We start from the raw sequence: 20,248 nt of genomic DNA, 5'->3' as shown, positions 1-20,248 counted from the left end.
GACTAGACGTGATCACCGCCCAAGCCTTCTCGACTATCCGGGCCATCCCGCGTTGCGCCTGGAATGACTGCTTTCCCGCAGCCCTGGAGGATTGGGATTTTTACGTTGCCGTGGAAAACGCCGCGATCGATGATTTCAAGTGGCGTTACCTGGCCGTCTACGACGATGAAACGCTGGTGGCCGTTGCCGCCGCGTTCATCACTTATTATCGCCTCGACACCACGGTGTCGGGCGCCGGCAAGCGCTTTACCGAGCGCCTGGAGCGACTGTGGCCGGGTGTTTTGCGCTTGCAGTTGTATGCCATCGGCTCGCCGGTGGCCGAGCGTTGCGATGCGGGCATCGCCAGTCACGTGCCCCAGGGGCAGCGCCGACTGTTGATCAAGCATTTGCTGGAGGCGGCACGTGAGGATGCCACTACCTTCGGGATTGGCCTGGTGGCGGTCAAAGACGTGCCGACCAGTGACCTGGACTGGGCAGAAAATTGCCGCCAGGCAGGCTTTCAGAGTATGCCAAGCTTACCCAGGGGTTGGTTGACGGTGCCTTACGGCTCGGTGGAGGCCTACCTGGGCTCGCTGTGCAAGGCGACCCGCAAAGACTTGCGCCGCAAGTTGCGCGCGCCAGGCCCACGGGTCGAGTGGCGGCACACTATTGATGATGTGTTGCCCGAGGTGATGCGCCTGTACGAAGACACGCTCAGCCGCGCCGATTTGCAGTTCGAACGCCTGCCGGCGCGTTATTTCACCGGTATTCTTGAACAGCTGCAAGGGCGTGCGGTCTGTGCTCTTTACTGGGTGGATGAGCGTCTGGTGGCGTTCAACCTGGTGCTGTTGGACCAGCATCGGCTGATCGACAAGTTTTTCGGGCATGACCGTGAGTTCAGCCGTGCGTACAGTTTGTACTTTCGCTACTGGTTGACCAATGTCGACTACTGTATTGCACACAAGATCCCGGTGTACGAGTGCGGTCAGGAGGGCTATGCCAGTAAGCTGCGCCTGGGGTGCGAGTTCCAGGGCAACAGCATGTTCTTCCGTCACCGTAACCGGCTGGTCAACGGCCTGCTCAAACTCGTGAAAATGTACATAAGACCGGACCGTTCCGACCCTGCCATGGCTGCTGCGATAAGCGAAACCTGATGATCACCAAGACCCGCCCAAAAGCCCGCCCCTTTGCCATTTCGCGTTGGAGCGTCCAGCGCAAGCTGGTGCTGGCGTTCTGGCTGGTCAGCGTTATCCCGACCATGATCGCGGCCGAACTGGCGGCGACCACGTTGTCGCAGATTTTTGACAGCAACGTGCGCATCTGGCTGCAAGAGTCGACCAAGATCGTCAAGGACGAAATCGGCGACATCCTGCATGACAACGCGCGCATGGCCAAGCTGTTCCTGCGCTACACGGCTCCGCCGTTGAACAAACAAGCCGCCAAGCATGACCGGCTCACCGCCGATATTGCCGAGGCCACCGATATCGACGTGGTCTCGCTGATTCGTGTCAGTGACCACAAAATTGTGTTCAGCACGGCCCCTGACGATGTCGTCAAGCAGATCAACCTGACCAGCAACGCAGTGTTGCAAACCATCCAGGTGGCCGGCGTGACGACGGGCCTGGTGGTCTCAACGTTCGAAACCACCCAAGAGGGCGTCGACTACGTGCTGTTGGTGGCCACGTACCTGGACAGCAGCTTCCTCACCAGCGTGGCCGATGTGCACTCCCTCGACCTGCGCCTGTACCTGGCCAACCCTACGGGGTTTTCCGAGATATTCTCGACCCAGCGCTTTGAGAATCATCCGTCACGCATTCCCACGAATGTTGAAACGGCGATGCGCGCCACCAAGCAACCGAGCGAGCAGTTCACCAATAACTACAGCGGTTTGTACTGGCCGATCTTCAATGATGGCGGCGAACTGCAAGGCGTGATTTTCAGCGGCCTGTTGCGCCATACCAGCCTGGTGGGGCTGGTGAACCAGAGCAACCTGTTCGTGCTGATCTTCTTGCTGAGTTCGGCGTTGTCGCTGGGCGCCGGTGTCTTGGTGTCACGCCGCCTGACCAAACCGTTGCGCGATTTATCCCAGGGCGTGGACGCAGTGATCTCGGGCAATTACGAGCATCGCGTGCTGGTCAGCGGCGGCGATGAGCTGGCGCAACTGAGCAGCACCTTCAACCACATGACCGAACGCCTGGGCGAGTTGCACCACCTCGAGGCCCAGCTGCGCCGCCGCGACCGGCTGCATGCTTTGGGCGAAGTCGCCATGGGCCTGGCACACGAGATTCGCAACCCGCTGGGCATCATCAAGACCGCCACTCAACTGCTGCACCGTCGCGTCGACCTGCCGGACACCGACAAGCGCCACCTCGAATACGTTATCAGCGAAGTCAGCCGCATCAACGACCTGATCACCGAGTTTCTGGATTTCGCCAAACCCAACCCGCCCCTGCGTGTGTTGCAGGCGGCGCGCCCGGTGGTGGAAGAGATCCTCGGCTTTTGCAGCCCGGAGCTGGTCACCCATAACATCGATGCGCACATCGATGACCAGGCGCCCGGCGCGACGATTTATGCCGATGCCAAGCAACTCAAGCAGGCATGCCTGAACCTGATCCTCAACGCCATTGATGCGATGCCCGAAGGCGGGCGCCTGACCTTGGGCATTCGCAGTGTGGACGGCAATACGGTGATAAGTATCGCTGACACCGGCCAAGGCATTCCGGCCGATATGATCGAGCGAATCTTCACGCCATTCGTCACCACCAAGGCCTCGGGCACGGGCCTGGGGCTGGCTAAAGTCTATTCGATCATGGAAAGTCATGACGGCAGCATCGAATGCGCCAGTGAGAAAGATGCCGGCGCCACCTTCAGCCTGTACATTCCGGCTCATGGCGAAGACGACGGTGACGATGAGGAAGTTCATGACGCATAACGTATTGGTAGTCGACGACGAGCCCAAGCTCTGCGACTTGTTGTCATCGGCTTTGAGCCAGAACGGCATCCAGGTATTTACCGCTGGCAATGGCCTGCACGCGCTCAAGGTGCTGGAGCAGGAAGACATCGACCTGGTGATCAGCGACTGGCGCATGCCAGGCATGGACGGGCCGGCGCTGTTGGCCGAGATAAAAGTGCGCTTCCCGGAGTTGCCGGTGATCGTGATGACCGCCTACAGCACGGTAAAAAACGCCGTGCAGTCGATGCGTAATGGCGCCTATGACTACATTGCCAAGCCGTTCGATATCGACGAGCTGGACATCACCGTGGCCAAGGCCCTGCAGTTTCGCGACATCATGCGCGACAACGCACGCCTGCGCGCCGAGCTGGATCACCATGCGCAGTTCGACAGTCTGGTGGGCGACAGCCCGGCGTTTCGCCAGGTGTTGCACGCGGTCGATTCGGTACGCGACAGCAACGCCACTATCCTGCTGACCGGCGAGAGCGGCACCGGCAAGGAAATGGTCGCCCGCGCGATTCACAAACATGGCAGCCGCGCCGACAAGCCGTTCGTGGCGGTCAACTGCGCGGCCATCCCCGAAGGCTTGCTGGAAAGCGAGATGTTTGGCCATCGCAAAGGCGCCTTTACCGGCGCCGTGGCCGATCGGGTAGGGCGCTTTATGCAGGCTGACCAAGGCACTTTGTTTCTGGATGAAGTGGGCGACATGCCGTTGGCGTTGCAGGCCAAGATCCTGCGGGCCTTGCAGGAGCGGGTGATCGAGCCGGTGGGTGACCCGCGCGAGCGCAAGGTGGATGTGCGCGTGATCGCTGCCACCAACAAGAACCTGCTGGATGCGGTGGCCAATAAAGAATTTCGCGAAGACCTGTATTACCGCCTCAATGTATTCCCGATCCCGTTGCCGGCCTTGCGCGAGCGCGCCGAAGACATCGTGCCCCTGGCCCGGCACTTCGCCCAGACCCTGAGCGCTACCGCGGGCAAACGCATCACCGGCTTCAGCCCCGAGGCATTGCAGGCGATGGCGGCTTACCACTGGCCGGGCAATATTCGTGAGCTGCAGAACTGCGTGGAGCGGGCGACCATCGTGGCGGCTTCGCCGGTGATCGAAGACATTGACCTGCCGGCTTACCTGTTTGCGTCCAAGCCTGCCGAAGACGGCGTGACGGCGCTGCTCGGTGACACACCGGGCGTGCCTGCCGACCTGGATGCGGCGCTGGCTGAGGTCGAGAAAACCTACATCATGGCGGCGTTGAACGAGAGCAACGGCGTGCAGGCTGCGGCGGCGGCGAAGATCGGGATTTCCGAGAGGAGTTTTTGGTATCGGCTGAAGAAGCTGGGGATTCAGGTCGAGAAGATCATCCGCTGATCTATCAGGCTCACCATGAACCCCAATGTGGGAGCTGGCTTGCCTGCGATAGCGGTATGTCTGTGCCAGATAAGTTGGCTGATACACCGCCATCGCAGGCAAGCCAGCTCCCACAGGTTTAACCGCGGTGTGTCAGGCGTGGACGCGCACCCACACACTCACCAGAATCGTCGCCGCCATCAACCATGCCACTGCCGCCACGGCGAGTGACGCCTCCAGGCGCATGCGGTCGACCATCACATACAGCGTCGCCAAATACACAAAATACGGAATGATCGACCACATCCCAAACAGGATGGTGGTCTTCAAGTCGTCCACCGAACGGCCCTTGCCGACGATGTAATGCGCGATCAGCGCGAAGGTCGGAAACAGCGGCACCAGCCCTGCGATATAGTAATTTCTGGTCTTGGCCAGCGCCGCCAGGATCAGCACCACCGCCGCGCCCAGGGCGGCTTTCAAGAGTAAGTCCATCAGTGGCTCAACCCGTATTTCTTGACCTTGTCGAACAGCGTGGTCTTGGCCATTCCGAGTTCCAGGCTCGCCTGGGTGAGGTTGCCGCCGCTGCGTTGCAGGGCGTCGTTAAGCAGGTTGCGCTCGAAGGCTTCCACCGCTTCGGTAAAGGCCAGGCCGTGGTTGCTGCTGCTGGCGCCGCTTTTCTTGAAGGCTGGCAAGCCCAGCGCAAAGCGCTCGGCGACGTTGCGCAGTTCACGCACGTTGCCTGGCCAGTCGTGGCTCATCAGGGTCGATACGGTCTGGTTGTCCAGCTCCGGCACACTGCGGTCAAAACGCAGTGACGATTGCTGCAGGAAGTGTTCGAACAGCTGCAGGATGTCTTCACGGCGCTCGCGTAACGGTGGCAATTCCAGGGTCACGACGTTGAGGCGGTAGTAAAGGTCGCTACGGAATTGGTTGGCGCGGCTCAGTTCATCCAGGTCGGATTTGGTCGCGGCAATGACTCGGCAATCCACCGCCACACTCTGGTTCGAGCCCAGGCGTTCCAAGGTGCGTTCCTGCAACACACGCAGCAGTTTGATCTGCAGGTTGATCGGCATGCTTTCCACTTCGTCGAGGAACAGCGTGCCCTCATGGGCGTGTTCGATCTTGCCGATGCGCCGCTTGCCCGCGCCGGTAAAGGCGTTGGCTTCGTGGCCGAATATTTCGCTTTCGAACAGGTTCTCCGGCAGGCCGCCGCAGTTCAGGGCAACGAACTGATGGTCGTGGCGTCGGCTGAAATCGTGCAAGCAACGCGCAACCAGTTCCTTGCCGGTGCCGGTTTCGCCTTCGATCAGCACGTTGGCCGAGGTATCAGCGACGTTGGCGATCAGTTCGCGCAGGTTTTGCATGGCGGGCGAGCGGCCGATGATGCGGCCTTCCAGCGAGTCGCGCTCGGCCAGTTGGCGGCGCAGCGACCAGACTTCCCGCGCCAGCCCACGTTGCTCAAGCGCACGGCGCGCCACATCGACCAGGCGCTCGGGGGAGAAGGGTTTTTCCATGAAGTCGTAGGCGCCGTTACGCATGGCACCGACTGCCATCGAAATATCCCCGTGGCCGGTGATCAGCACCACCGGCAGGCTTTTATCCAGGGCCTTGAGGCGGGTGAGCAGCTCCAGGCCATCGATGCCTGGCAGGCGAATATCGCTGATGACGATGCCGGCAAAGTTCTCACCGATGCGCTTGAGCGCTTCCTCGGCACTGCCCACACCCACGCTGTGAATGTCTTCCAGCGCCAGGGCTTGCTGGCAGCCGAGCAGCACATGGGGGTCGTCTTCGACGATCAGAACGGTGAGGTCTTTAGGATCGGTACTCATCATGTCGACTCAGCTTTTTGGGTGCCCACCAACGGCAGGCACAAGACGAAGGCAGTACCACCACTGGCCGGGTGTTCCACGGCGAGGTTGCCGCCGGTGGCCGCCGCCAGGCTGGCCGAAAGTGTCAGGCCCAGGCCCAGGCCTTGTTCGCCGGGTTTGGTGGTGAAGAACGGTTCAAATAAATGTTTGCGCGCTTCGGGGTCGATGCCGTGGCCATTGTCGCGCACTTGCAGGCGGTACTTGCCCTCGCTGCTGTGGCCGTCCAGCCATAGTTCGGGGGCCGGTTGTGCCTGCATGGCGTCGAGGGCGTTGCCGATCAGGTTGACCAGGATCTGTTCCAGGCGGGTCTGGTCGATCTGCAATTGCGCGCTGACAAAGTCACGGTGCACGGTCAACGGCAAGCCGTCCAGGCGCGCGCCCAGAACCTGGAAGGCGGCGTCCACGGCTTTGCCTAGGTTGGCCTCGCCCTGATCATCGCCGCGCCGGGCAAACGAGCGCAGGCTGGCGGTGATGCGGCCCATGCGGTCGATCAGCTCGTTGATGGTCTTGAGGTTGGCGCTGGCGGTGTCGAGGGCGCCACGCTCCAGGAAGCGCACGGTGTTACCCGACAGCGTGCGCAATGCCGCCAGCGGCTGGTTGAGTTCATGGGCAATGCTGGTGGACATCTGGCCGATGGCCGCCAGCTTGCCGGCCTGCACCAGTTCATCCTGGGCGCGACGCAGGGTTTCTTCGGCCTGGCGGCGTTCGCGGATCTGGCCCTTGAGCCGTTCGTTACTGGCGCGCAGGTCGGCGGTGCGTTCGGCAATTCGCCGTTCCAGCTGGCTGTTGGCTTCCTGCAAGGCTTCGCGCGCAGCGAGGCGGGTGGCGATGACTTTGCGCCGCTCGTTCCAGGCAATCAGCAGGAACGCGACCAGGCCAAATGCGACCGCCACCAGAATGCCCTGATTGATCGCGGCGCGACGCAGGTCGTTAAGTGGAGTCAGCAGGGTGAAGTTCCAGGGCGTGTCGCTGAGCGGGCGGGTCTGGGCCAGGTAGCTGACTTCGCGCTCGTCGTTGACCACTTCGCTGTTGGCCGGAAAGGTGAGTTTCTCGGTGCCTTCGTTGAGACGCTCGCGGGCCAACGGCTCCAGCTCGTTCAATGTCGCCCAGTAATATTGCAGGCTGTGGGCCAGGCGTTCCTTGGTGTCATCGCTCAGCGGGCGCACGGCCTTGAGACGCCGGGCCGGGTCGCTGGAGAGGATGATGATGCCGTTCTCATCGCTCACAAAGGCTTCGAGACGCGCGCGCTGCCAGCGTTCTTCGAGTGCTTCAAGGCGCACTTTGACCACGGCCACGCCGATGATCTTGCCGTGCTCTTCGAGGCCGTGCGCCAGGTAGTAACCGGGTTCGCCGTTGGTGCTGCCAATGCCATAGAAACGGCCGGGCTGGCCGCGCACGGCGTTTTGGAAATAGGCTCGGAAGGACAGGTCTTCACCCTGGTAACTGTCGGCATCGCGCCAGTTACTGGTGGCCAGCACGCGGCCGGTGGTGTCCATCACGTAGATGGCCCGACTGCGACTGCGTCGGTTCAGGCCTTCGAGGTAACCGTTGACCGTTTGCCGGGTTTCCTGGCTCGGGTCGGCCAGCAGCCTGGAGACGCTGGATTCCAGCTCCAACAGGCTGGGCAGGTAGGTGTATTTGCTCAGTTCGCTTTCGACGGTACGGGCATGCAGCTCCAACTGGCGTTCGCCGTTGTCGCTGAGGGTGCGGATGCCATAGTACTCACTGACCCAGAAGCCGATATAACCCAAGCCGATCATCAGGGCGATGATCAACGGCGGCAGGAACAGTTGGCGAATCAGACGAGGTTTCACGGCAAGTGATGGCGGTGCGGCGCGAAATTGGTTGGGGTCGCATTTCATCACAGATGCCTTGGGTCAACCAGCGCTGTCAGCCCTGTTGCGAAGCCGGTTGTGTGGGCAATTTGATCATGTGGGAGCCGGGCTTGCCCGCGATGCAGGCGCCTCGGTGTATCAGTTGCACCGAGGTGATGCTATCGCAGGCAAGCCAGCTCCCACACAAGCCGTCTTCCACACAAGCCCGGTTCCCACAGGGAGAACAGTGCTGCTTTTTAGTGCTGCAGGATTTTCTCAAGGAAGTGCTGCGCGCGTTCGGAGCGGGCGCTGATATCGCCGAAGAACTCCTCTTTCGGGCAGTCTTCGATGATCTTGCCGGCGTCCATGAAGATCACGCGGTCGGCCACTTTGCGCGCGAAGCCCATTTCGTGGGTCACGCACATCATGGTCATGCCTTCGTGGGCCAGTTGCACCATCACGTCGAGCACTTCGTTAACCATCTCCGGGTCGAGCGCGGAGGTCGGTTCGTCGAACAGCATGACGATCGGGTCCATGGCCAGGGCGCGGGCAATGGCCACACGTTGTTGCTGGCCGCCGGAGAGCTGGCCCGGGTGCTTGTGGGCGTGCGCCGACAGGCCCACACGGTCAAGCAACTGCAGGCCCTTCTTGGTGGCTTCTTCCTTGCTGCGGCCCAGCACTTTGATCTGTGCGATGGTCAGGTTTTCGGTGATGGTCAGGTGCGGGAACAGCTCGAAGTGCTGGAACACCATGCCCACGCGCGAGCGCAGTTTGGGCAGGTTGGTCTTCGGGTCGGCGATGGAGGTGCCGTCGACCACGATGTCGCCCTTCTGGAACGGTTCCAGCGCGTTGACGCACTTGATCAGGGTGGATTTGCCCGAACCCGATGGGCCGCACACCACGATCACTTCGCCTTTTTTGACATCAGTGCTGCAATCGGTCAGCACCTGGAAGTCGCCATACCACTTGTTGATGTTCTTGATAGAGATCATACGGCAAACCTTTTTTGCAGACGCTTGACCAGCAGCGAGGCGGAAAAGCTGATGATGAAGTAGACGACACCGGCGAAGATCAGGAACTCATTGGAGCGGCCGATGATGTCGCCGTTGGAGCGGGCGGAGTTGAGGAAGTCCACCAGGCCCACGGTGTAGACCAGCGAGGTGTCCTGGAACAGGATGATCGACTGTTGCAGCAGCAACGGGGTCATCTTGCGGAACGCCTGGGGCAGGATGATCAGACGCATGGTCTGGCCATAGGTCATGCCCATTGCCTGGGCTGCGCCCATCTGGCCCTTGGGGATCGACTGCACGCCGGCCCGCACGATTTCACAGAAGTACGCAGCTTCGAACATCATGAAGGCCACGACGCAGGAAGTGAACGCGCCGATCGGGGTGTCTTCGCCGGTGATCCAGCGCAACACGAACGGCACCGCCAGGTAGAACCAGGTGATCACCAGCAGCAGCGGGATCGAGCGGAAGTAGTTCACGTAGGCGCCGGCCAGGCGCGACAGCAGTTTGCTGGACGACAGGCGCATCAGCGCCAGGACCGTACCCAGTGCGATGCCGCCGACCACGCCCATGACCATCAACTGCAAGGTCATGACCATGCCGTTCCACAGGCCCGGAATGGCGGGGATGATACCGCTGAAATCGAAGTCCATTATTTACCCCCCACGGAGATCAGGCCGGGCACCGCGACTTTCTTCTCGATCACGCGCATCAGCAACATCAGGCTCATGTTCAAGGTGAAGTAGATCAACGTGGCCAGGGTGAAGGCTTCAAACAGGTTGGCCGAAAACTCGGCGGTCTGTTTGGTTTGCGCCAGCAGTTCCATCAAGCCGATCAAGGACGCCACGGAGGAGTTCTTGAACACGTTGAGGAATTCGGAGGTAAGCGGCGGAATGATGATGCGGTAGGCCTGGGGCAGCAGCACGTTCCAGTAGATCTGTGGCAGCTTGAAGCCCATGGCGCGCGCCGCAGCTTCCTGGCCACGTGGCAGCGCCTGGATGCCGGTACGCACTTGTTCGCACACACGGGCGGCGGTGAACAGGCCCAGGCACACGACAACGCTCAGGTAGGCCGAGGTGGTCGGGTTGAGGTCCTGTTTGTACCAGTCCTGCAGGTTCTGCGGCAGCATATCGGGCACCAGGAAGTACCAGATAAACAGCTGCACCAGCAGCGGCACGTTACGAAACAGCTCCACGTAGCAGGTCGCGATGCCCGCTACGATGCGGTTTGGCACGGTGCGCATGACCCCCAGAATGGAGCCAAGCAACAAGGCGATAATCCATGCCACGACAGCGATGGCGATGGTCCAGCCCAAGCCGGCGATGTACCAGTCGAGATAAGTCTCGCTGCCCACGCCAGTGGACTTGAAGAACACGCCCCAGTCCCAGTTGTAATTCATTAGGGTCTCCCCTCGAGATCGATCGATGTACAAGCACCCGCTTGGGGAAGATCCTTTCCCGCCTGACGGTGAACGCCAGGCACACGCGATCGGCTCGAAAACCGCCAGGTCGAGTGTTCCACATTAATGCCAGCAGGTAGTAACAGACGCCTGAGGGAGGGTTGGCTCCCTCAGGACATAAGCTTAGTCAGGTATCAGATTTTTACGTCAGGGGCTGGCTTGTCGCTTGGGTTGGCGATCAGCTCCTTAACCTTTTCGCTCATCGGGAAGTTCAGGTTCAGGCCTTTTGGTGGGATCGGGCTCTCGAACCATTTGCTGTAGATCTTGTTGATCTCGCCGGATTTGTACAGGGCAACGATGGCGTCATCCACGGCTTTCTTGAAGGCCGGGTCGTCTTTACGCACCATGCACGCGTAGGCTTCGAAGGACTGTGGAGTACCGGTGATGACCCAGTCGTCCGGCTTCTTGGCCTTGGCTTCTTCGCCGGCCAGCAGGGCGTCGTCCATCATGAACGCAACGGCACGGCCGCTTTCGAGCATCTGGAAGGATTCGCCGTGGTCTTTGGCCGAGATAACGTTCATGCCCATCTGCTTGTCGGCGTTCATCGCTTTGATGATGCGCTCGGACGTGGTGCCAGCGGTGGTCACGACGTTTTTGCCTTTCAGGTCGGCAAAGTCAGCGTAGGACGGCTTGCCATCCTTGTCCTTCTTGACCAGCAGACGGGTGCCGATTTCGAAGATGTTGACGGTGAAATCAACTTGCTGGGCGCGTTCGGCGTTGTTGGTGGTGGAGCCGCACTCAAGGTCCGCAGTGCCGTTCTGGATCAGCGGGATACGAGTCTGCGAAGTCACCAGGTTGTACTTGACCTTCAGGTCGGGCTTGTTCAGGTCTTTTTTCAGGGCTTCAACCACAGCCAACTGAACGTCGTGGGAGTAGCCCACGGGTTTGCCCGAGCCATCCGCGATGTAGGAAAACGGAATGGAGCTGTCGCGGTGAGCGAGGGTGATGGTGCCGGAGTCGTTGATTTTCTTCAGTGTGCCGGTGAGTTCGGCGGCGAAAACTGGAGTGCTGATCAGAGCAGCAGCGATAGCTGCGCCCAGGATATGGGGAACGATGCGCATCAATACTTCCTCGACATTTGTTTTTTTTATGAAGCCGGCTTAGCGGCTCTCTTTGTACTGCGAATGCCCATGACGGCTCCTAAGGCGCCTCAGGCAATCGTCAGGGAGTGTAGAGCATGAGTCGTGCCATACCAGAAATAAAAGGTTATTTGATTGATTTATAAGGAGATTAACTTTGTGTTACGAGGAATTTGTAACGGTTTGGTCCGGCAAACCGAATGGGGTGGGGTGTGGCGTTCGGAAAACCGAATGGTCAGCAAGGTATTCCGAGCCAGGCTTGTTGTGGGAGTTGGCTTGCCCGCGATGCCTGCACCTCGGTCTTTGATTGAACCGAGGTGATGCAATCGCAGGCACCGGCGGCCTATCCGGTGCTGCTGGGCTCGGCCTTCAGCGTGATTCGCGACATGGGCCTGCGCTATGCCAGGACACACCCCATAAAAAAGCCCCTGGACCTTGCGGTACAGGGGCTTCTCGTCACTGCCTGCGATCAGGCTGCTTCAATCTTCGCGCGGTTTTGCTCGACCTTGGACAGGTAGCGCTGCACGTTTTCCTGCTCTTGCGGTGTGGTGAACAAGCCCAGCTTGGTCCGGCGCCACAGCACGTCCTGCGGTTGCGTCACCCATTCTTCGGCGCACAGGTAATCGACTTCGCGGGTGTACAGGCCGCCACCCAGGTGTTCGCCCAAGTCAGCAAGCGATTGCACGCCTTCGAGCAAGCGCCAGGTACGGCTGCCGTACGTGGTGGACCAACGGCGTGCGATTTCGCTTGGCACCCAGTCAAATTTGGCGCGAATCGCTTCGGCCAAGGCTTCTGGCGTAGTCATGTTCTCGCCGCCCGGCAGGCTCGCCGTGGCGGTCCAGCTTGGGCGCATCTGCGTGAAAAACGGCGCCAGTTGCGCCATCGCCGATTCGGCCAGCTTGCGGTAGGTGGTCAACTTGCCACCGAACACCGACAGGATCGGCGCTTCACCGTTACCGCCAGACAGCGACAGGGTGTAGTCGCGGGTGATGGCCGACGGGTTGTCCGATTCGTCGTTGCACAGCGGGCGCACGCCGGAGTAGGTGTGCACGATGTCGTCGCGGCTCAACTGCTTCTTGAAGTGCGCGTTGACCACTTTGAGCATGTAGTCGGTTTCACCTTCGGTAATCGCAACCTTCGCTGGGTCACCGGTGTACTCACGGTCGGTGGTGCCGATGATGGTCAGGTGGTTCAGGTACGGAATCGTGAAGACAATGCGCTGATCTTCGTTCTGCAGGATGTGCGCGTGCGCACCTTCGTAGAGTTTCGGCACGATCAAGTGGCTGCCCTGGATCAGGCGGATGCCGTAAGGCGAGTCCAGCTTCAGGTCTTCCTTGATGAACTTGGCGACCCACGGGCCGGCGGCGTTCACCAAGGCGCGAGCGCGGATCGAGAACAGGCTGCCATCGGCGCGTTCCATGTTCATTTCCCACATGCCGTTGCTGCGATGTGCGCTGATGCAACGGGTCTGGGTGTGGATATGCGCGCCTTTTTCACGGGCGGCCATGGCATTGAGTACCACCAGGCGGGCGTCATCAACCCAGCAGTCGGAGTATTCGAAGCCTTTGGTGATTTCACTTTTCAACGGGCTGTCGGGGCCGAACTTAAGGCTCTTGGAACCGGCGAGTTTCTCGCGCTTGCCCAAGTGGTCGTACAGGAACAGGCCCGCGCGAATCATCCACGCCGGGCGCAGGTGCGGGCGGTGCGGCAATACAAAGCGCATCTGCTTGACGATGTGCGGGGCCTTGGCCAGCAGCACTTCACGTTCGGCCAGAGCCTCGCGCACCAGGCGGAATTCGTAATGTTCGAGGTAGCGCAGGCCGCCGTGGATCAGCTTGCTGCTGGCGGAAGATGTGTGGCTGGCCAAGTCGTCCTTTTCGCAAAGGAATACCGACAAACCGCGCCCGGCTGCGTCTGCTGCAATGCCGACGCCATTGATTCCGCCGCCAATTACGGCAACGTCATAGACTTCGGCAAGCGGTGGAGCAGGCAAGGTGGAAGGGTTCATCGGCTGGCCTCGCGATCTTTTCGTCTTGGAATTCGAACATTAATGTTCATTTGCGAAAATGGTAGCTGATAAACGCGCGCACAGCCACCCGACTTCGATTGAAAAAACTCATCGAAGGGCTGAAAAAGGAAGAATTGTGAACATGAGCCTAGGGCCGGCTCGGGAGTTGTGGTGTCGGAACTATCGCCATCGCGGGCAAGCCCGGCTCCCACAGTTGACCGAGTGCCTGCATGAGAATGCGGTCAACTGTGGGAGCGGGCTTGCCCGCGATGGCGGTGTTACAGACTCTAAACCACTTCCAGCCGAACCTTATGCTGGTTCAACAACTGCACCAACGCCGGCACCGGCTGCTGATCAGTCACCAAGCAATCCACCAGACTGATCGGCCCCAAGCGAATCATGGCATTGCGCCCGAATTTGCTTGAGTCGGCCGCCAGGATCACCTGGCGTGCATTGGCGATGATCGCCTGGGAAACCCTGACTTCCTGATAGTCAAAGTCCAGCAGGCTGCCGTCTTCATCAATGCCACTGATGCCGACCAAGGCAAAGTCGACCTTGAACTGGTTGATAAAGTCGACACTCGCCTGGCCCACCACACCGCCGTCACGGCGCACGTTGCCGCCGGTCAACAGCACATCGAAGTCGTCCTTGGCACTGAGCATGGTCGCAACGTTGAGGTTGTTGGTGATGATTTTCAGGTGGTTGTGATTGAGCAGCGCACGCGCGATGGATTCGGTGGTGGTGCCGATATTGATAAACAACGAGGCGTGATCAGGGATTTGCGCGGCAATGGCTTCGCCGATGCGTTGTTTTTCGTCACGCATCTGGTCGGCACGCATGGCGTACGCGGTGTTCTCGACACTGGAGTCATAGGCCGCGCCGCCGTGGTAGCGGCGCAGCAGGTTGGCGTCCGCCAGCTGGTTGATATCGCGGCGGATGGTTTGCGGGGTGACAACGAATAGCTGCGCCATCTCCTCGATACTGACGTAGCCGCGTTCGCGCACCAGTTCGAGGATTTGTTGTTGGCGGGGAGGCAGATTCATGGGGCGTCCTTTGGGCTGCCATACAAAAGTGGCCCATGATGCCGCAGCAATCGACTCCCCGCCAGTTACAACCCGATTTGGGTCCGACGGTTGGCTTATTCAGCGCCTTCGTGCGGTTCCCAGTCGCGGGTGCGGCTGACTGCTTTTTGCCAGCCGGCGTAGAGCTTCTCTTTGGCGGCTTCATCAAGCTGTGGTTCGAATTCGCGCTCGATGACTGCCTTGCCACGCAGTTCTTCCAGGCTGCCCCAGAAACCGCAGGCCAGGCCTGCCAGGTACGCGGCGCCAAGTGCCGTGGTCTCGCGCATTTGCGGGCGCTCGACCTGAGTGCCGAGGATGTCGGCCTGGAACTGCATCAGGAAGTTGTTGGCCACCGCACCGCCGTCCACACGCAGAGCTTTGAGGCGTTCGCCCGAATCCTGTTGCATGGCGTCCAGCACGTCGCGGGTCTGGTAGGCAATCGACTCCAGGGCGGCACGAATAATGTGGTCCACGCGCACGCCACGGGTCAGGCCGAACAGTGCGCCACGGGCATACGGGTCCCAGTACGGAGCGCCCAGGCCGGTAAAGGCTGGCACCAGGTACACGCCGTTGCTGTCCTTGACCTTGCCGGCGAAGTATTCGGTGTCGGTGGCGTCGGCGATGATTTTCAGCTCGTCACGCAGCCATTGCACGGTGGAACCACCGTTGAAGACCGCGCCTTCGAGGGCGTAAGCCACTTCGCCACGCGGGCCGCAAGCGATGGTGGTGAGCATGCCGTGCTTGGATTTCACCGCTTTGTCGCCGGTGTTCATCAGCAGGAAGCAACCGGTGCCGTAAGTATTCTTGGCCTGGCCGGCTTCTACGCACATCTGGCCAAACAGCGCCGCTTGCTGGTCACCGGCAATACCGCCGATGGCGATGCCGCTTTTGGTGCGGCCGTAGATTTCCGAGGAGGACTTGACTTCCGGCAGCATTTCGCGCGGCACGTCGAGAATCTCCAGCATCTTCGCATCCCACTCCAGGGTGTGGATGTTGAAGAGCATGGTGCGCGAGGCGTTGGTGTAGTCGGTGACGTGGGTCTTGCCGCCGGTAAATTTCCAGATCAGCCAGCTGTCGACGGTGCCGAACAGCAGTTCGCCATTGCGCGCACGCTCGCGGCTGCCTTCGACGTTGTCGAGGATCCACTTGAGCTTGGTGCCGGAGAAGTACGGGTCGGTGACCAGGCCGGTGGTGTCGCTGATGTATTGCTCGTGGCCATCGCGCTTGAGCTGCTGGCAGATCTCGGTGCTGCGGCGGCACTGCCACACGATCGCGTTGTAGATCGGGCGGCCGGTGATCTTGTCCCATACCACGGTGGTTTCACGCTGGTTGGTGATACCGATGGCAGCAACCTGGTCATGGTGCAGGCCGGCTTGTGCCAGGGCTTCAACCATTACCGCGCTTTGGGTGGCGAAGATTTCCATCGGGTCATGTTCGACCCAGCCGGCTTGCGGGTAATGCTGAGCGAATTCACGCTGGGCGGTGCAGACCACGTTGGCGTCACGATCGAAGATGATCGCCCGCGAACTGGTGGTGCCCTGATCGAGGGCAATGATGTAGTTCTTATTCTGAATGTCGGTCATGTCAATTGCCTTGGACGAAATAAGGAAGTCAGAAATCAGCCTGGGCCGCGAAGGGCAGGGGCACCAGGCCGGCGCTTTCAGGAAATACGAGTCTTGCCGTTGACAGCCGTGTCAGGTGTTTCTTCAGCTATAGCAGGTGCGGCGCTCGGCAGGTGGCGGGCAATCAGCCCGCGATATGCCGCAGCGCCGAGGCAGGCGCCGACAATCGGCGCGAAAATCGGTACCAGGAAGTAAGGAATATCGCGGCCGCCAGTGAAGGCCATTTCACCCCAGCCGGCGAAAAAGGTCATCAGCTTGGGGCCGAAATCCCGCGCCGGGTTCATCGCAAAGCCGGTCAGCGGGCCCATGGCACTGCCGATAACTGCAATCAGCAGGCCGATTAACAGCGGGGCCAACGGGCCGCGGGGCAGGCCATTGTTATCGTCGGTCAGGGCCATGATCACGCCCATCAGGATGGCGGTGATGACCATTTCCACCAGGAATGCCTGGGCCGTGCTCAGCAGCGCGTGCGGGTAGGTGGAGAACACCGACGCCAATTCCAGGCTGGCCTGAGAGCCGCGAATCATGTGGTGAGTTTGTTCGTAATCGAAAAAGAGGTTGCTGTACAGCGTGTAAACCAACGCCGCCGAGCAGAACGCGCCGGCGATTTGCGCGAGGATATAGAAGGGCAGTTTGCGTTTTTCGAAATCGGCAAAAATGCACAGCGCGATACTTACCGCCGGGTTGAGGTGCGCCCCGGAAATACCGGCGCTCAGGTAGATCGCCATGCTCACGCCGACCCCCCAGATAATACTGATTTCCCACAGCCCGAAGCTGGCACCCGCGACCTTGAGCGCAGCGACGCATCCTGTACCGAAGAAGATCAGAAGCGCAGTCCCCAGGAATTCGGCCATGCATTGGCTCGAAAGTGAAGGCTGTTGAAGAGCAGTAGTCATGGCAAACCTCGATTGTTGTTCTTGTTGGCGCACAGCCTCAACGGGCCGTTGCGCGATTTTCACCGTAATCAGGATCCCCATCCTGACTGCAGCTTCCCGCTGGAACACTGGAGCACTATTCCTACAGTATTCGGAAACGAAAAAATATAGACAAGAATGACCGCTGTCAAAGGTCGAAAGTGAACCATTGGTCATTTTCGAACTATTGGTCTGGTGAATGATCACGGGTGAGGCTGCAAGCGCGCATGGCGGGAGGGGCGCACTAGAGCGTTTTGCGCGGGCTTGGCCTAGAATTGGCGATCTTTTTGCTGCGCCAGGAGTAGTCATGACCCCCGCACTGGACCTGTTGAAAAAAGTTCGCGCCGAACATCGCATCCACAGTTACGAGCACGACCCCAAGGCAGCGTCTTATGGCCTGGAGGCCGCGGAAAAATTGGGGCTCGACCCGGCGCAGGTGTTCAAGACCTTGCTGGCCAGCAGTGAGAAAGGCGAACTGTTGGTGGCGGTGGTGCCGGTCGTCGGAAGTCTGGACCTTAAGGCCCTGGCCCATGCGGCCGGCGTTAAAAAAGCCGAGATGGCCGACCCGGCGGCAGCGCAACGCTCTACCGGTTACCTGTTGGGGGGCATCAGCCCTTTAGGGCAGAAGAAGCGTTTGCGCACATTTATCGATGAGACCGCGCAACAGTTTGCGACGATTCATGTAAGCGCCGGCAGAAGGGGATTGGAAGTGGAACTGGCCGCAGCGGTGTTGGCCGAGCATACCCAAGCCAAGTTCGCGCCGATTGGGCGGGGCTGAAACTCACGTCTGAATGCACTAAAAAACCTAATGTGGGAGCTGGCTTGCCTGCGATGCAGACACCTCGGTCTATCAGACAGACCACAGTGATGCCATCGCAGGCAAGCCAGCTCCCACATTTTTTACCCGGTTTAGTCAGTTGCTCAGTGGGCGGCGCTGTAACGTCGCACGCCGGATTCCACCTGAGGAATCTGCGCCGCCGTGCTGCCCGATGCCTGAAACAACACCAGATGCTCCGCCGCCACCCGAATCCCCACCTGCGCACCCACCTGATGGTCCGCATGGCTGGGGAAAATCGACTCCAGCTGTGCGCCGGTTGGCAGTTGCAGGCGGTACAAGGTCGAAGCGCCAAGGAAGGTCTTGCCGACGATCCGTGCCTTCAACGTACTGTCCGGTGCGTAAACGATGTCATCCGGGCGTAGCAACACATCCACCGCGCCACCGGTTGGCCAGGTGTAGGCACGGTTGCCACGCAAGTCACCCAGTTCGGTGCTGACCGATTCCGGTGAGCTCAATTGCCCACGAATGAAGTAACCCTGGCCGATAAAGCTGGCGACATAGGGCGTCTGCGGTTCGTGGTAGAGGTTGTAGGGCGTGTCCCACTGCTCAAGACGGCCTTCCTTGAATACGCCCACCTGATCACTCACAGCGAAAGCTTCTTCTTGATCATGGGTGACCAGAATCGCACTGGTGCCGCGTGCCTTGAGAATGTCGCGCACCTCATGGCTGAGCTTGCGCCGCAGTTCGCCATCGAGGTTGGAGAAGGGTTCGTCGAGCAGCAACAGTTGCGGTTCCGGCGCCAGCGCGCGGGCGAGGGCAACGCGTTGTTGCTGGCCGCCGGAAAGTTCGTGGGGGAAACGCTTGCCGAGGTTTTTCAGGTTGACCAGTTCCAGCAGTTCGCCAACCACGCGGTCTTTTTGCGGGTGCTTGCGAATGCCAAAGGCGATGTTGTCGGCCACGCTCAAATGCGGAAACAGCGCGTAGTCCTGAAACACCATGCCAATGCGACGTTTCTCCGGCGCCAGGGTGAACCCGGCACTGGAGATTACTTCACCGGCCAGGCTGATCTCACCTTCATGCACCGGCTCAAACCCGGCGATCGCGCGCAAAGTTGTGGTTTTTCCGCAACCCGAGGAGCCCAGCAGGCAGCCGATGTCACCGGCGTTGAGGTGCAGGTTGAGGTGCTGCACCACGCGTTGATCTTGATAGCCGCATGCCAGATTGCGCAGGTTCAGCAGTAATGGCTGGCTCATGCGTGGTGGTACGACGGCGGGACGAGGAATTCGAGCAGCGCCTTTTGCGCATGCAGGCGGTTCTCAGCCTGGTCCCACGCCACCGAACGCTCATCGTCGAGCAGGTCGAGGCTGATTTCTTCGCCCCGGTGCGCGGGCAGGCAGTGCATGAACAGCACGTCTGGCGCGGCCAGGTCGAGCAGGGCACGGGTCACCTGGAACGGCGCGAACAGCGCCAGGCGCTTGGCGGTTTCTTCTTCCTGGCCCATGGAGGTCCACACGTCGGTGCTCACCAGATGCGCGCCGATGACCGCGTCACGCGGGTCGCGCACCACGGTCACGCGATCGCCCGCCTGGGCCAGGAAACGTGCATCCGGCTCGTAGCCTTCGGGGCAGGCCACACGCAGTTGGAAGTCGAACTGGATCGCCGCTTCTATATAGCTGTTGCACATATTGTTGCCGTCGCCGATCCAGGCCACGGTCTTGCCCTGGATCGAACCACGGTGTTCAAGGAAGGTTTGCATGTCGGCCAGCAACTGGCACGGGTGCAGGTCATCGGACAGGCCGTTGATCACCGGTACACGGGAGTTGGCGGAAAATTCGGTCACGGTGCTGTGGGCAAAGGTGCGGATCATCACCGCATCGAGCATGCGCGACATCACGCGGGCAGCGTCGGCGATCGGTTCGCCGCGGCCCAGTTGGGTGTCACGCGAGGACAGGAAGATGGCTTGGCCACCCATCTGGATCATGCCGGCTTCGAACGACACGCGGGTGCGGGTCGACGACTTCTCGAAAATCATCCCGAGCACACGGTTTTTCAAAGGCTCGAACAGTACGCCGCGGTTACGCAGGTCTTTAAGCTCAATGCCTCGACGGATCACGCTGACCAGCTCTTCGGGCGTGCAATCCATCAGGGAGAGAAAGTGCCTTGCGCTCATCATTAACTACCTTTTTGCAACAGACCGCAGATACTCAAAGCCTTGTTTATTGTGACAACGGGCGAGACCTGCGGCGAAAGCCGCACGGGGCGACGAAATAGGGGAAGGCGCGATCTTATAATTAAATGTCGCGTCTTACCAATAGGGCTACAGTTTTTAAGGGCGTTCAAGAGGGGCGCCGAAGCGCTTTT

Annotated in this window: 17 protein-coding genes; 4 read left to right on the top strand and 13 right to left on the bottom strand. The window is 60.1% G+C overall.

Annotated elements, in window-relative coordinates; translation table 11 throughout:
* Positions 1-8 precede the first annotated feature (8 nt).
* Genes ACQY47_RS08930 through ACQY47_RS08920 form a run of 3 tightly spaced genes read left to right on the top strand, consistent with a single transcriptional unit; the run spans position 9 to position 4,298 of the window.
* Complete coding sequence (locus ACQY47_RS08930) at positions 9-1,133, top strand: GNAT family N-acetyltransferase (protein WP_170036375.1); 1,125 nt, start codon at positions 9-11, stop codon at positions 1,131-1,133.
* Positions 1,133-2,911, top strand: a complete 1,779-nt coding sequence (locus tag ACQY47_RS08925; RefSeq protein WP_428556956.1) for an ATP-binding protein — start codon at positions 1,133-1,135, stop codon at positions 2,909-2,911. The genes ACQY47_RS08930 and ACQY47_RS08925 overlap by 1 nt, the downstream gene beginning before the upstream one ends.
* Positions 2,901-4,298, top strand: coding sequence for a sigma-54-dependent transcriptional regulator (locus tag ACQY47_RS08920; protein WP_056858830.1), 1,398 nt, complete (start codon positions 2,901-2,903; stop codon positions 4,296-4,298). Before ACQY47_RS08925 ends, ACQY47_RS08920 begins: the two co-directional genes overlap by 11 nt.
* A gap of 132 nt (positions 4,299-4,430) precedes the next feature.
* On the opposite strand, the gene ACQY47_RS08915 is transcribed toward ACQY47_RS08920, so the two are convergent.
* From ACQY47_RS08915 to ACQY47_RS08865, 11 genes are all read right to left on the bottom strand, one after another.
* Complete coding sequence (locus ACQY47_RS08915; protein ID WP_177032773.1) at positions 4,431-4,769, bottom strand: GlpM family protein; 339 nt, start codon at positions 4,767-4,769, stop codon at positions 4,431-4,433.
* Positions 4,769-6,106: a sigma-54-dependent transcriptional regulator gene (locus ACQY47_RS08910; RefSeq protein ID WP_017137027.1), complete on the bottom strand. Its 1,338-nt coding sequence runs from the start codon at positions 6,104-6,106 to the stop codon at positions 4,769-4,771. The genes ACQY47_RS08915 and ACQY47_RS08910 overlap by 1 nt, the downstream gene beginning before the upstream one ends.
* A complete protein-coding gene (locus tag ACQY47_RS08905) occupies positions 6,106-8,007 on the bottom strand; it encodes a sensor histidine kinase (protein ID WP_428556955.1) in 1,902 nt (633 codons plus the stop codon). Before ACQY47_RS08905 ends, ACQY47_RS08910 begins: the two co-directional genes overlap by 1 nt.
* Positions 8,008-8,216: 209 nt before the next feature.
* A complete protein-coding gene (locus tag ACQY47_RS08900) occupies positions 8,217-8,951 on the bottom strand; it encodes an amino acid ABC transporter ATP-binding protein (protein ID WP_017137029.1) in 735 nt (244 codons plus the stop codon).
* A complete protein-coding gene (locus ACQY47_RS08895; protein ID WP_017137030.1) occupies positions 8,948-9,619 on the bottom strand; it encodes an amino acid ABC transporter permease in 672 nt (223 codons plus the stop codon). The genes ACQY47_RS08900 and ACQY47_RS08895 overlap by 4 nt, the downstream gene beginning before the upstream one ends.
* The gene (locus ACQY47_RS08890; protein ID WP_099548514.1) at positions 9,619-10,365 is read right to left on the bottom strand and encodes an amino acid ABC transporter permease; all 747 of its coding nucleotides are present in this window, start codon (positions 10,363-10,365) and stop codon (positions 9,619-9,621) included. The genes ACQY47_RS08895 and ACQY47_RS08890 overlap by 1 nt, the downstream gene beginning before the upstream one ends.
* Before the next feature lie 194 nt (positions 10,366-10,559).
* Entirely contained in the window at positions 10,560-11,486 is a 927-nt protein-coding gene (locus ACQY47_RS08885) for a glutamate/aspartate ABC transporter substrate-binding protein (protein ID WP_428556954.1), read from the bottom strand.
* 487 nt (positions 11,487-11,973) lie between these two features.
* On the bottom strand, positions 11,974-13,512 hold the full coding sequence (gene glpD / locus ACQY47_RS08880) for a glycerol-3-phosphate dehydrogenase (RefSeq protein ID WP_017137033.1): 1,539 nt from the start codon (positions 13,510-13,512) through the stop codon (positions 11,974-11,976).
* Between the two features lie 287 nt (positions 13,513-13,799).
* The gene (locus ACQY47_RS08875) at positions 13,800-14,555 is read right to left on the bottom strand and encodes a DeoR/GlpR family transcriptional regulator (protein WP_010212755.1); all 756 of its coding nucleotides are present in this window, start codon (positions 14,553-14,555) and stop codon (positions 13,800-13,802) included.
* Between the two features lie 95 nt (positions 14,556-14,650).
* The gene (glpK, locus tag ACQY47_RS08870) at positions 14,651-16,156 is read right to left on the bottom strand and encodes a glycerol kinase GlpK (RefSeq protein WP_138453704.1); all 1,506 of its coding nucleotides are present in this window, start codon (positions 16,154-16,156) and stop codon (positions 14,651-14,653) included.
* A 77-nt stretch (positions 16,157-16,233) separates the two neighbouring features.
* A complete protein-coding gene (locus ACQY47_RS08865; RefSeq protein ID WP_169985840.1) occupies positions 16,234-17,091 on the bottom strand; it encodes an MIP/aquaporin family protein in 858 nt (285 codons plus the stop codon).
* A gap of 325 nt (positions 17,092-17,416) precedes the next feature.
* Between ACQY47_RS08865 and ybaK the strand changes: the two genes are divergently transcribed.
* Positions 17,417-17,887, top strand: coding sequence for a Cys-tRNA(Pro) deacylase (gene ybaK / locus ACQY47_RS08860; RefSeq protein ID WP_428556953.1), 471 nt, complete (start codon positions 17,417-17,419; stop codon positions 17,885-17,887).
* A 143-nt stretch (positions 17,888-18,030) separates the two neighbouring features.
* Here ybaK and ACQY47_RS08855 read toward each other — a convergent pair whose 3' ends face one another.
* A complete protein-coding gene (locus ACQY47_RS08855) occupies positions 18,031-19,140 on the bottom strand; it encodes an ABC transporter ATP-binding protein (protein ID WP_428556952.1) in 1,110 nt (369 codons plus the stop codon).
* Entirely contained in the window at positions 19,137-20,057 is a 921-nt protein-coding gene (gene argF, locus ACQY47_RS08850; protein WP_428556951.1) for an ornithine carbamoyltransferase, read from the bottom strand. The genes ACQY47_RS08855 and argF overlap by 4 nt, the downstream gene beginning before the upstream one ends.
* Positions 20,058-20,248 lie beyond the last annotated feature (191 nt).

Source organism: Pseudomonas edaphica (genome assembly GCF_965277385.1).
GTDB classification, from domain to species: domain Bacteria; phylum Pseudomonadota; class Gammaproteobacteria; order Pseudomonadales; family Pseudomonadaceae; genus Aquipseudomonas; species Aquipseudomonas edaphica.
This window is presented reverse-complemented; position numbering and strand designations above follow the sequence as displayed.